The organism is Sporosarcina aquimarina (genome assembly GCF_033253705.1).
Classification (GTDB): Bacteria; Bacillota; Bacilli; order Bacillales_A; family Planococcaceae; genus Sporosarcina; species Sporosarcina aquimarina.
Genome location: NZ_JAUBDH010000001.1, coordinates 173767 through 186951, shown reverse-complemented (window position 1 = coordinate 186951; position 13185 = coordinate 173767). Strand labels below are relative to the sequence as shown.

Here is a 13185-nt window from a genome sequence, read left to right as displayed (position 1 = left end):
GTTTATGAGCACTTTCACTGATTTATGAGCACTTCCCAAGGTTTGTGAGCATAATTCGCGATTTATGATCAAATCCCTCTATTTTGGAGCGGACACTTGGATTTCAACTTCCAGTGAATCCAACAAACTCACTTACAAACCCGCACGAAACAAGCGAAGCGCTGCCAATCAATCCTTTGAACCTCAAGATTGTGATGAAGCAGCGCTCACGGTTTCATCTTAAAGCATGCAGCAGCGTACCAAAGTGCCGCTTTGCGTTCGGTAGTTTTTCCTTATCAATTTGCAGCAGCACTACTGTCGCGGGTCCTGCCGAGCAAGTTACGTCAAGCGGACTGGCGGCATCGCAATCCGGATTCCCCGTGGCTGCTCGCCATTCCGCCAAAACCCCACTCGAGCCGACTGGCCAAAGCCGCTGTATGAGACCAGTGCGACGCGCTTCGTCCAGGACCGTCAGCGACGCGATTTCAGATTCCTTTGTGAGCACCTCTTCACCTACGAGTGGTGTTCCATATGTATACCAATCTCCGGTTGATTCGCTAGACTCGAGTTTCTGTTTCCCCATCAGAGTCACCGCAACTGCGGATTGGCGCAGTGACATATTCGTTTCACTGCTGCCGCTGATTGGTGGCATCGTAATACCGATTTCATCGAACACATCACGGATCCCTTCACAATAACGATGCCAACTCGCATTTCCGCTAAAGTTATGGAGCAATACAGCAACAGGCTCCGCCCCCGCAGCCCACTGTTCTAGTAGAGCGACTCGGGTAGCGAAACGTGCAGTGATCTGGTCAGGAACGGCAACGAGATCATCCATTTTCTCTCCGATGCCGCCTGAATTGTCCGTCGTGACAATCCAATCACCAAGCTGAATTGCGTTTCGATATGCGATCATTCGCTTGCGTTATCTTTCTTGTCCTTTGTTCCTGTCCGGAAAACTTTTGCACTGCGGACGTATTCGTTATCTGAAACATTTGCGCGCTTGTTCACAATACGCGCTGCGACGAACAAATAGTCCGAAAGACGATTTAAATACCGCTGAACTGTACTAGGAACGTCTTCTTCATTCTTCAAAAGCGTCACTGTGATTCGTTCCGCCCGGCGTGTGACAGTTCTGCAAATGTGAAGGGATGCTGCCGCATGCGTTCCCCCTGGAAGGATGAATTTCTCCAGTGGCGGTGCTTCTTCCATCAGTTCGTCAATACGCTGCTCGAGCACTTCAATTGGCTCATCGGACAACTTGTAATGGCGCTCTTTCATCACGTTCGCGAGGTCTCCGCCGCCATCGAACAATTCGTTCTGAACGGCTTCCAGGTCGTCAAAAATGTCCTTGCACGTTTCTAAGTCAAGCTCTGCCATTGCCTTTCCGATGAATGAATTCAGTTCATCGATCGTGCCATACGCTTCGACGCGCAGGCTGTCCTTGTCGACACGTCCTCCGATTAAACTTGTTTGTCCTTTGTCCCCTGTTTTTGTATAGATTCTCATGTAAACTCTCCCCTTTACTTTAACTTTTGTGGAATACCGAACCAGATTCGTGTGACTTCTTTTGCTTCTTCCAATAAATGCTGGTTGAGCCTTCCGCATGCATCACGTAGTGCACGTTCACTCGCATCCATGGGCACAATTCCTCTGCCAATGTCCGTCAAAATGATAGTTAGACTTTTTCCTGAAATGGCTTTCACGAAATCCTGAATGGCTTGTTCTTCATCGTCAAGATGCTGCGCCATCCACTGTTCAACGCTGCAAACGACAGCGGGCAGATCGGCATCTAACTGCGAAATCTCTACTAGATTAAGAGGGGTTTCATCCCCCAACCAGCGAGACCCCGTAGCCATCAGTTCGCTTACGTATTTTCGCTTCCCATTAGCTGCGCCTCCGATAACGATGTGCATCGTTCCCCCTCCTTCCACTGTTCTTCTGAGTCCCAGTGAAAGCGGAAAATAGCGCCATGCGGGACTTTCCATGACCAGAATTCGCGTTGTTCCGGTGCAAATCGCGCTAACAGCAATCGAATCGGTCCACCGTGCGTTACGAGTCGGGCACCGGGAGGCAGTTGTCGGAACGCTTCAAGTACGCGCATTTCCACCTGCTTCAACGATTCGCCTTCAGGCGGTGCACTGGTCGTCGGATCATCCACCCAACTTCGGTAATGTTCTCTCTCTTCAAGCTGCGCATACGTTTTTCCTTCAAATTCACCAAAATTACATTCCCGAAACCGTTCGTCCGCTTGGTACCCAGCATTCGGAAACAACAATTCAGCGGTTTGCCGCGCTCGCAATAGGTCACTGCCGTAAACTAGGTCACACCCAACATCGAGCGGCTTGACAGCGGCAGGGACAATCGATTCGTCCGTCCATCCGATGTATTGACGTTTTGCATTCCCGACAGTCGGAAGATGACGGATTACAACCAACTCAATACCGCGATCCATAACACGACCTCCATTCCTTCAATGAATGCCCCGCTTAAATCCCCCGTGACACCTCCAAAATTCCGAATAGTCCACGACCGATAAAGCAGTAGTGCAAGAACGATTACACCGGCTATTCCTATCGGCAACACAATACTTTCGAGAACAATTGCGATGGCTATTAATCCTCCAGCCATCCATACAATCGTCCAGCCAATTAGCGGCCCGCGATTCAGCTTTTCGAGAAAGAAGTACGCCATACCGTTCGTTTTAGCAGGTTTTGTCAACACAAAGTAGAGCACCATAGCACCTCTTGCGAAAAACGGAACTGCGATGAGGAATATTAGATCAACATGATTCCCAGCAATTAATTCTTGCAAAAGCGCGAATTTCAATAGGATGAACACGATGAGTCCCAGTGTTCCGAAAGCCCCGATTCGAGGATCTGCGAGAATTTCATGGCGTCGTTGCTGGTCACGATAAGAAAAGTAGGCGTCACTCGTGTCCGCAACACCGTCCAAATGCAAGCCGCCAGTTAGCGCGATCCCAACGGTTAACGTCAGCACAGCCGTTAGAAGTGCCCCGAAACCGAGCCAGTCACTTAGCCAAATACTTGCGAACATTGCCAGGCCGATCAATGCACCGACAAATGGCAGCGCGCCATACATCGCTGTGACATGCCGCCGTTCCATCGGCAGTTCATTCCGTATTGGAATGCTTGTGAAAAACTGGAGCGCAAGAAGAATCCCGTTCATAGGCTTGTCTCTTTCAAGCCGCAAATCCGCTTCAACAGCGGCCAGTCAACATGTTGAAGCACGTGTTCTGCCCACGATTCATATGGGTCAATCCCATTCGGTGCATGTGTTTGAAGACGATTCGTATCTTCCTCGGCAATTCCATGGTCACTTTTGTATGGCAACACGCCTGCCACTGGGATTCCCGTGTTGGATTCGATGAATTCGACACCTTCTTGAAACCCGGCGGGGTCTCCTTTGAATTTATTGATAACAATCGCTTTCACTCGGTCTCGCTGCGATGGTTGCATCAATGTGAGCGTTCCAACAATCGATGCAAACACCCCGCCCCGATCTATATCTGCAACAAGTACGACTGGAACATCTGCCAATTCAGCAACCCGCATATTTACGATGTCTCTTTCGAGTAAGTTCATCTCCACAGGACTTCCCGCACCTTCAATAACGATTGCTTCGAATGATTCACGCAACGATTCGAGTGACCGTTCAATCGCTTGGATGGCTTGTTCGTAATAGACGTCGCGATAAGCCATACCGCTAACAGGCTCAAGCGGTTTACCGCAAAACGTACCCGTCAGCATGCCCTCTGCTCCCGGCTGCAAGATAATCGGATTCATGTCCGAAGTTGGCTCGACCCTTGCCGCTTCTGCTTGGATGAATTGCGCGCGGCTGATCGGCGTCCCGTCGTTTGTGAGTTCCGTATAGGGGGATAAATTCTGGGATTTGAACGGCGCGACACGTATTCCATCATTCGCAAGCAGTCGGCATAGTGCCGTACAGACAAGGCTTTTCCCAACATCTGAAGCAGTTCCCATGACCATGATTCCTTTCATCACGTTTTCCCCCTTTGCTTATGGACAATCGCCAACCCGCTATCCATTTCAATCGCGGTATCCGCTTTTGCAACGATGGCTTGATGGATGTTACCGAGTAGGTGTGTGTATGTCCGGGTGATTTCCTCCGTTTTCAGTGGTTCGTCAAATACTTCATTTGAGACGATGACGAGTTGGTTCGTACGTTTTCGGATACGCTCGATTGTTTCCAGCAGTGTATTCACCTTTTCCTGGATGCACTCCGGCTTCAAAATACAAGGTATTCCTGACTCCCAACCTTCGAACGCTTCGTTTCCAAGCCACGTCGTTACACAATCCCATAGGACATGATCGCCTGGCTGCAAATGAAGCAGCGCATTTTCAATATGAGTCGGCTGCTCAATTGTTGTCCAGCCATCGTCCGTTCGGTCTAATCGATGACGTGCAATCCGTTCTGCCATTTCGTCATCCGTTGCGGTACCCGAAGCTATATATACGAGACGTCCTCCTGTCTGTTTTGCTTCTGTTCGCACAAGCTGTTCTGCGTATGCGCTTTTACCGCTTCGCACCCCACCGCTTATGAATGTTAATGCGCCACCGGTTTTATCCAATAGAGGAGCTAAAGCATTCCGTAGAATTTCCATGTCCTGGGCAGATTTCATGCCAATTCGGAGCCAGCGACCGTCGAGCCCTTTGAAGTTCTCAGTATGACGGACGACAATTCCTTGTTTGAGAAGCCCAATGAATATGTCATTTGCAGCACCCTGTCCAGGCGGCTGAAATAGAATGAAGTTTGCGACAGAATCGACGACTTTGCAGCCATTTTCGTTTAAAAAGGTGGTCATCTTAAGTCGTTCTTTGGCGGCTTGTTGAATTGCACGCTCGCGGTAATCCGCCTGCTGCAGACAAATCGTGCCAAGCTGTGCCGCAATCGCGTTGATGTTCCAATGAGGCGCACTTCGTTTTAGTGTTTCAATTCGATCCGGATGTGCGACTGCGTATCCAAGCCGGATGCCTGGAATCGCATATAATTTCGTCATCGAACGGACGGCGATAACATTCGGATACTTCTCAACCTCTGAGATGAATGACAGAGATTCATCTACCCAGTCAATGAATGCTTCGTCCAGAACAACATCACAGGTAACCGATTCGGCGTATTGAATGAGTGAGATCAGTTCGGTTCGGCTTGGCAAAACACCGGTCGGATTGTTGGGTGTACATATGTACAAGACGTCCGCAGTTTCCATAGCCACTCTGAGTTCATTAACCGGCAGTGCGAATCCGTTTTCTTCGCTCGCTTGGACATGTGTGATGTGTGCACTTGCAGCGGTTAACGTCGCTTCATATTCCGAGAACGTCGGATGGACGAGGACTGCACGTTTCCCTCGATATTGACGGGCAACGAGTGATAGAATTTCTCCCGCTCCATTGCCGAGAATGAGTTGATGAACTTCGATTTCATGAAATGCTGCGGCTGCTGAGCGGAACGGTTCTCCGTTCGGATCCGGATAACGGGTAATCGCTGGGAGAAGTTTGTTCCAGGTAGTTTGAATCGCTTTCGGCGGACCTATCGGATTACAATTCTCGCTGAAATCGAGCAGCGCTGCCGGTTGTTCAAGATTCAAGGATTCGTATAATTTGTGCGGGTTCGCCCCATGGTTAGGCAATGACATAACTGATTCCTCCAATGATGATACCGAGCGTCCAAACGCCAAAGGATGCACGTTTCAATTGGACGAGAGTTTGATTGATATGAACGGATGTGAGCTTTTGTAAATTCGGTCCAAATTCAGGTCGATGCGACACGATTCCTTTATATGTATTTGTTCCTCCAAGCTGAACACCAAGCTGCCAGGCAGTTGCTGCTTCAAGGAAACCGCTGTTCGGACTCGGGTGTTTCTGCGCATCCATTCGCCAGCCTTCGAATCGTTCGCGAAGCGGGATGCCGCCTTCATTTTTCGACAGAATGAGGATGAGAGCACCCGTTATTCTCGCTGGAATGAAGTTCAGCACGTCGTCTGCGTGTGCGGAAGCCGTCCCGAATTGACTAAACCTTTCATCTTTGTAACCGACCATGGAATCCAATGTATTCACGGCTTTATACAGCCAAATCCCAGGTGCACCGAGTAGGAATGCGAAGAATAACGGTGCCGTGATGCCGTCTGAAATGTTTTCCGATACCGTTTCTACAACGCCGCGAGTGATTTCGGATTCGTCTAGCCCTTCTGTATCACGGCCGACAATCCATGAAAGTTTCACGCGCGCTTCTTTTATATCTCCGGCTGTAAGGGGTTTTGCGACTTCAAGCGCTGCGTCGCATAAACTTTTTTGAGCAAGTCCGATTGCAATCAAGATCGCCTCTACTGCCACACCTGCTGCTGGATGCCACCAATAGGCTGTGACGGTCAGAAGCGCAGCCAATAGAACTGCTGGCAGAACAACTAAAAGTAATAAGAAGAACCCTTTGGCATTGCGCTTACTTCCTTTATTCATAGCGGTAGTTAGTTTCGTGATATACGTCCCAATCCAACGGACAGGATGCGGCCAATTGGGCGGATCTCCGATAAGCTGATCGAGGAAAAACCCGAGTGTTACGGCAAGCAGATGGGATCCTATCAAGACTTCCACCCCTTCGCCTCCTTGTAAGTCTGGATCCCGCGGACAGTACATTCATAGACTCCAGCTCCAATCAATTTACCAAGTGCAGTGACAGGTCCCGCGTAAGGCAGTTCTTGACCTGTCTGCGTCGCGGCCACTAGTAAACTATCTGTGGACGTTCCTGTTGCTTGAGTCCCAGTCAGCGGATCCAGTACTTCTTCCGTTTGAAGTGCACGTGTTTTCGCTTCCGTTGCGGTGATCATTGCTTGGATGAATGCTTCATCGGAAAGACGTCCATTGACGATTATCCATGTGTTAATGGTGCCTACATACGCTTCTCTAGTAATGGCTTTGGAGACATCGACTGCATTGCCAACACCTGCTGTGACAGCGATAACGATTGAAATGTCTTCATCTGCATATGTCGCAACTTCAGCGTGCAATGTCTGAACGGCAGTCATCATACCGACAGTATCGGTGAGATGATGGCCTCTCTTCTCTAGATACTCTTCCATTTCCTTTTTCACGTCGTCGCAATTATAGTTTGCATCCACATGACGATTGACGAACGTCGTATACCAGCCCGTTCCAGGGTTATGGACGGCGGATGAAACCGTTTTGAGTGATTGGGGTGCATGAAATTGAACACTGTCTGCGGTAACGTTGAACTGGGTTTCATCCACAAGGAAAGGTTTTGCTGCGTTGCCATTTAGGGATGGCAGTAATGTCATTTGCGGTTTCGGTAATTCCGGGTGCGCTTGTGTTTTAACTGCCGCTTTGTAGACGGAATGGATGATGGGTTCCCGTACAACGTCTTGCGGCAAGCCGATTTTTGCAATTTCACCGTTTTCCATGAGCAGCAATCGGTCGCAATAGAGCGCCGCCAGATTGATGTCATGGAAGACGGAAACGACAGTTTTTCCTTCGTCTGCTGCGAGACTTCTGACGGTGTCAAGCAATTGCTGCTGGTAAGCAATATCCAGATGGTTCGTGGGTTCATCCAGTAACAAAAGCGGGGCCTGCTGAGCTAAGGCTTGTGCGACAAAGACACGCTGCTGCTCCCCGCCTGATAACGATTCGATTAAGGTATTCTCATAGCGCGTCACGCCTGTTCGTTCCATAGCGTGAGTTACGGCTGCTTCGTCTTCAGCGGTCCACGAGGAGAAAAGCCCGGTTTGGTACGGGTAACGTCCGAGTTCAACAGTCGCACGTACAGTGTGTGAAAATGCGTGTGCGTGCATTTGAGGAAGAACCGCAACGTTGCGTGCGAACTCTTTCGGTGAGTAACTGTCTGCATTTTTTCCACCGATTTCAACCGATCCCTCCTGTTTCGGTAAAATGCCTGAAATCATTTTCAGCAGCGTCGATTTCCCGCTCCCGTTTGGACCGAGAATACCCAAGATTTCTCCAGGCTGTACGTTAAATGATACGTTTTTGACAATCGGTTCCTTGCCATAGCCGCCAGTTAACCCAGTTACTTGTAACATTACGCTGTCCCTCCTTTCCGTTGTCGATAAAAGATGAATGCAAACACTGGCGCCCCGATGAATGCGGTGATGACGCCTACAGGCAGTTCCGTCGGCGAAATAATTGTGCGAGCAAGAAGGTCACAAATGATGAGCAGTGTTGCTCCGTTCATGAACGAAAGTGTCAGCAAGTGCCGATGATCTGATCCCCACAGCAGACGTGTCATGTGCGGGACGACGAGTCCGACGAAACCAATGGTCCCGGAAACGGAGACAGCTGCACCAGTCAGAATCGATCCGCCGATCAAGATGACAAGTTTCCGTCGTTTGACGTCGACTCCTAAGTGCTTTGCTCTGTCTTCTCCGAATAGCATCGCGTTCAGTTCTCTGCGGTTCATCCACAATAAAAAAGAACCAATGATGGTGAATGGGAGAATCATGTTGATGTAATTCCAGCCGCGCATTGAGACGCTTCCGAGAAGCCAGCCGATGATTTGACGCAGTTCTTCACCTGTAAGCGCAATCATAAGTGAGAGCACGGAGCCGAGGAACGAGCCGAAAATGATTCCAGTTAAAATGATTGTTTCCATATTAAGACCGCGATCGACGAGTTTGGCAAAGCCGAGTACGACAAACATTGTGATGGCGGCTCCCACCATACTGAAAACAGGGAGTGTGTATAGACCAAGGAATGGAATGCTAATACCAAAAAAGAGTGTCATCACAGCACCTACAGAGGCGCCGGATGACACTCCGAGGGTGTATGGATCTGCAAGTGGGTTTTTAAGTAACCCTTGAAATGCAGCACCTGCAATGGCAAGAGAGGCGCCGACGAGTCCAGCTAGGATGACGCGCGGCATTCTGATTTTCCATAAAATATTAGTCGCCATCGCATCTGCTCCTTGGTTCCACAGCGTACTAATTGGCACGTGGACAGATCCGATAGATACACCGAGTCCCACTGCCGTCAAGAGAACGGCAGCTGAAACGATGTAGGCGATCAGTGGTTTTCTCACTTAAATGCCTCAGGATAGACTGCTTTAGCGACTTCTTCAAGTCCTTCTGCAAGACGCGGACCTGTCCGGCTAGTTAAGTTAGCGTCCACTTGAACAATTTGGTCTTCTTTGACAGCTGTAATGTCAGCGAAACCGTCACGCTCTTTGACGCTGTTGATAACGTCAGGCGTGTAGTCGTGCATGATGACCATGACATCCGGATTTTGTTTAACGATTTCTTCAGGGCTGATCATGATCCATCCTTCTTCTGTTACGACGTTTTCAGCGCCGATTTTGTCGAGGATTTCTTGCATGAAGGTGTTTTTACCAGGTACGTAGATTTCAGGCACGTCAGATGTTTCTACGATAACACGTTTAGGCGTTTCGATGTCGGCAGTTTTTGCAACGACGTCTTCCACTTTCGCTTTCATGTCTTCTACAACTTTACTTGCTTCTTCTGATTTACCAGTCGCTTCGCCAATTGCTTCAATTGTGCTGTATGTTTCATCGAAGTTCATCGCATTTTTCACGATGTAAACCGGGATGCCAGCGTCACGGATTTGCTGGTAACCAGCTTCAGAACCAGGAAGTGACATTTCGTGCCCAAATACCATTTCTGGATTCATGGAAATGATTTTTTCGATGTTAAGGTTCATGTCTCCGATTTTTTCTTTTTTAGTTGCATCTTCCGGATAGTCGGAATAGTCGTCAACTGCAACGATTTCGTCGTCAAGTCCAAGCGCAAATAGAATTTCAGTATTGCTTGGAAGTGTAGAAATGATTGTTTCCGGTGCTTTTTCGAGAGTGATTTCTACGCCAGTCGCATCTTTTATTGTCATTGGATAGGTAGCGGCGTCAGTGTCTTCGCTTGCTTCTGAGTCGGACCCGTTCTCTTTGTCGGATTGCTCAGTTGTTGTATTGTTGTCTGTTCCTTTGTCTTTGCTATCATCTGTTCCGCCGCAAGCGGTAAGAAGCAAGACGGCAAGGACGGCTGTCAGCCAAAGCTGCCACATTTTTTTCATGGGAAGTTCCTCCTGTTTTGTCCAAACAAAAATCCCCCGTTCTAGTTTCGGAGGATGAGCGCATTGGAAATAAGGCAGACGTCGCCAAATTTCACCATGTCTATCCTCGTAGATTTCGGGTGATTACCGAAATAGGCAGGTCTCCTGGCTTGTGCTTTCACGCTTATTCCACGCCTTCTGCGGAAGATGGTTCCGATGGCTTTTGTGGATAAACTGGCACGTACAGTGGCGGGACCGCGCCGGATTGGAACCGGCTTCCCTTTTAACCTTGAAAACTCAAGGCACCTTTTTCGTGTTTGTTATGTAATTTGATACATTCTTATTATACAGAAGTGTCTGCAATTGTCGAGAGGAGTTGGCGAATATTGTCATCTCATGTGAATGGTAGAAGTTTAGGTTGACCGACACTGAGCCATGTTTGTTTGACACTCGCTGATGTTTCTCCGACTCACGGTTGGATTTCTTCGACACTTAGGCTGATTTCTCCGACACTACGCAAAGTTTCTCGATAACTGGACACAATTCAAACAGATTTTAGGGATTAATTGGCAACGCTTCGCTTGGTTTGTTCGGGCTATCGCTCCCTGCATGGAAAATCGGTATTATGGCGGTGGTTATCGGCACTTTCGTGATGGGTATCGGAACTATGGACAACGATATCGGCACTTTCAAGTGATGAATCGGCAATATGGGTGAATTTATCGGTAATAGACTACAATTCAAGCTGACTTTAGGGATTAATTGGCAGCGCTTCGCTTGATTTGTTTGGGCTATCGCTCCTCGAATGGAGAATCGGCAGTTTAACGGTGGGTATCGGCACTTTCGCAATGGGTATCGGAACTATAGACAACGATATCGGAACTTTCAAGTGAAGAATCGGCAATGTGAGTGAATTTATCGGTAATAGACTACAATTCAAGCTAGTTTTAGGGATTAATTGGCAGCGCCACTTGTTTGATTCCCAACAAAAAACCCTCCATATAAAATGGAGGGCTAACAAAATATAGTTTACATACGTTCGGGTGCTGCGACGCCGACTAGTTTCAATGCGTTCGCAATTGTTGTGCGAGCAGCAGTGATCAATGCAAGGCGCGCTTCGGATAGCTCTTTGTTATCCGGATCCAATACTTTTTCCGCATTGTAGAAACTGTGGAATGTAGAAGCGAGTTCTTGAATGTACGTCGTGATGCGATGCGGCGCACGAAGGCGGGCTGCGTCACTGACAAGTTGCGGGAAGTCCCCGATTTTCTTAAGCAACTCGATTTCCTTTTCCGCTTTTAACAGGGAAACATTTTCAATCGATGCAGATACACCTTTTTCTTCCGCTGCACGCAAGATTGAAGAAATTCGAGCGTGCGCGTATTGTGCGTAATACACCGGGTTTTCGTTCGATTTAGACACAGCTAAATCTAAGTCAAAGTCCATTTGTGCATCGCCAGAACGCATCGCGAAGAAGTAACGCGTTGCGTCCAGGCCTACTAATTCAACAAGTTCACGAAGAGTGACCGCTTTGCCTGTACGTTTACTCATCTTGAACTTTTCGCCATCTTTATAAAGCTGAACCATCTGCGCCACTTCGACTTCCAGCGTATCTCGATCATAACCAAGTGCTTGGATTGCAGCCTTCATACGCGGGATGTAGCCGTGGTGATCAGCGCCCCAAATGTTAATGAGTTTGTCGAATCCACGATTTAACTTGTCTTCGTGGTACGCGATATCCGGCATTAAGTATGTGTACGATCCATCGTTTTTAATAAGGACGCGGTCTTTGTCATCACCGAATTCTGTGGATCGGAACCATGTTGCGCCTTCTTCTTCAAATACGTGACCGTTTTCGCGAAGTTTGTTCAATGCGACATCGATTTTTCCATCTTTGTAAAGCGATGTTTCTGAGAACCAGACGTCAAAAGGAACGCGGAAATCAGCGAGATCTTGTTGTAACTTTCCAAGCTCAACTTTCAATCCATATTCACGGAAAAATGCATAACGGTCTTCATCAGACACATTCACGAACTTATCTCCGTTTTCTGCAACTAATTGTTTTGCGATTTCAATAATGTCCGGTCCTTGGTAGCCATCTTCCGGCATTTCTTTCTCTAGTCCTAACTCTTCGAAATAACGGACTTCCACGGAACGCGCTAAATTTTCCACCTGTTTTCCAGCATCGTTAATGTAGTATTCGCGAGACACGTCATAACCTGCAAAGTCGAGAATGTTACAAAGTGAGTCCCCTAGCGAAGCACCGCGAGCGTGTCCAAGGTGCAGGTCACCCGTTGGATTCGCTGACACGAATTCCACTTGAACCTTTTCGCTTTTGCCTGAATCGTTGCGGCCGTATTCTGCAGCTTGATCAATTACAGTTTTCACAACGTCATCCAAGTAATCTTTTTTCAAGATGATGTTCATGAATCCAGGTCCTGCGATATCGATGGATTCAATAGAAGTCCCTGTTTTGTCCAACTTTTCAAGAATTGCTTCTGCAATTGCACGCGGAGGCTTTTTCGCTAACTTCGTCAGTTGCATCGCAATGTTTGTGGCATAATCGCCATTCTCTTTATTTTTAGGTGTTTCCAGCATAACGGCTGGCACGTCTGTTTCTTCAACTAAGCCCGTTGCGACAACTGCATTGTGCAACGCGGTTTTTACTTCGTGCTGGATCTGTTCTACTGCATTCATAGTGTTCCCTCCGCATAGTGAATAGTTAGTTCGTAACTGCCAAGCAATGATTGTTCGGAGTGCATGTCGTAATGCACGTGAAATTTACCTTTCGTTCGTTCAGCCTGTATAGTAAGTGCTTTGGTCTCTACAAGTAAGTCTAGCGCTAGCGGTCCATTTGCATAGGTGCCTGGTTTAGAACCGTTCAATTCGAATGGCAGCCGCATTTGAACTGCTCCCGTACGCATGATGAGGGCATCTTCCGGATCGAGTTTAATCATTGTTTTGATGGTTTCCCGATTTTGTTCTTCTTCATAGCGCAAGTAACGATTCCCTGCTTTTTCAACGATTGTTCCGTTTGTTTCAAGTTCGTATTTATCGGATTCCTGTCCGGGATGTTGGATTGCCGACTTTAGCTTAATCTTCACCGGCACTGCCGTGTTTTGCGTTCCCATCTGTTCACCGC

13 protein-coding genes and 1 riboswitch are annotated in these 13185 nt (G+C 48.1%); all 13 genes read right to left on the bottom strand.

Annotated features, from left to right (window positions below):
* Window positions 1–214: 214 nt before the first annotated feature.
* On the bottom strand, window positions 215–895 hold the full coding sequence (locus tag QT716_RS00960; RefSeq protein ID WP_317933798.1) for an alpha-ribazole-5-phosphate synthase: 681 nt from the start codon (window positions 893–895) through the stop codon (window positions 215–217).
* Entirely contained in the window at window positions 892–1488 is a 597-nt protein-coding gene (locus tag QT716_RS00955; RefSeq protein ID WP_317933797.1) for a cob(I)yrinic acid a,c-diamide adenosyltransferase, read from the bottom strand. The genes QT716_RS00960 and QT716_RS00955 overlap by 4 nt, the downstream gene beginning before the upstream one ends.
* A gap of 14 nt (window positions 1489–1502) precedes the next feature.
* On the bottom strand, window positions 1503–1895 hold the full coding sequence (locus QT716_RS00950; protein ID WP_317933796.1) for a bifunctional adenosylcobinamide kinase/adenosylcobinamide-phosphate guanylyltransferase: 393 nt from the start codon (window positions 1893–1895) through the stop codon (window positions 1503–1505).
* Complete coding sequence (locus QT716_RS00945; protein ID WP_317933795.1) at window positions 1847–2434, bottom strand: histidine phosphatase family protein; 588 nt, start codon at window positions 2432–2434, stop codon at window positions 1847–1849. The genes QT716_RS00950 and QT716_RS00945 overlap by 49 nt, the downstream gene beginning before the upstream one ends.
* A complete protein-coding gene (cobS, locus tag QT716_RS00940) occupies window positions 2407–3168 on the bottom strand; it encodes an adenosylcobinamide-GDP ribazoletransferase (protein WP_317933794.1) in 762 nt (253 codons plus the stop codon). Before cobS ends, QT716_RS00945 begins: the two co-directional genes overlap by 28 nt.
* Window positions 3165–4001, bottom strand: a complete 837-nt coding sequence (locus QT716_RS00935) for a cobyric acid synthase (RefSeq protein ID WP_317933793.1) — start codon at window positions 3999–4001, stop codon at window positions 3165–3167. The genes cobS and QT716_RS00935 overlap by 4 nt, the downstream gene beginning before the upstream one ends.
* Window positions 4001–5656, bottom strand: a complete 1656-nt coding sequence (gene cobD, locus QT716_RS00930; RefSeq protein ID WP_317933792.1) for a threonine-phosphate decarboxylase CobD — start codon at window positions 5654–5656, stop codon at window positions 4001–4003. The genes QT716_RS00935 and cobD overlap by 1 nt, the downstream gene beginning before the upstream one ends.
* Window positions 5643–6611, bottom strand: coding sequence for an adenosylcobinamide-phosphate synthase CbiB (gene cbiB / locus QT716_RS00925; protein ID WP_317933791.1), 969 nt, complete (start codon window positions 6609–6611; stop codon window positions 5643–5645). The genes cobD and cbiB overlap by 14 nt, the downstream gene beginning before the upstream one ends.
* On the bottom strand, window positions 6599–8068 hold the full coding sequence (locus tag QT716_RS00920) for an adenosylcobinamide amidohydrolase (protein WP_317933790.1): 1470 nt from the start codon (window positions 8066–8068) through the stop codon (window positions 6599–6601). The genes cbiB and QT716_RS00920 overlap by 13 nt, the downstream gene beginning before the upstream one ends.
* Entirely contained in the window at window positions 8068–9048 is a 981-nt protein-coding gene (locus QT716_RS00915) for a FecCD family ABC transporter permease (protein WP_398292078.1), read from the bottom strand. Before QT716_RS00915 ends, QT716_RS00920 begins: the two co-directional genes overlap by 1 nt.
* 11 nt (window positions 9049–9059) lie before the next feature.
* Complete coding sequence (locus QT716_RS00910; RefSeq protein WP_317933788.1) at window positions 9060–10064, bottom strand: ABC transporter substrate-binding protein; 1005 nt, start codon at window positions 10062–10064, stop codon at window positions 9060–9062.
* 117 nt (window positions 10065–10181) lie between these two features.
* A riboswitch (cobalamin riboswitch) is annotated at window positions 10182–10368 on the bottom strand.
* Between the two features lie 704 nt (window positions 10369–11072).
* Window positions 11073–12740, bottom strand: a complete 1668-nt coding sequence (argS, locus tag QT716_RS00905) for an arginine--tRNA ligase (RefSeq protein ID WP_317933787.1) — start codon at window positions 12738–12740, stop codon at window positions 11073–11075.
* Window positions 12737–13174 carry a DUF1934 domain-containing protein gene (locus tag QT716_RS00900; RefSeq protein WP_317933786.1) on the bottom strand — a complete coding sequence of 146 codons (438 nt, stop codon included), beginning with the start codon at window positions 13172–13174 and terminating at the stop codon, window positions 12737–12739. Before QT716_RS00900 ends, argS begins: the two co-directional genes overlap by 4 nt.
* Between the last annotated feature and the right edge of the window lie 11 nt (window positions 13175–13185).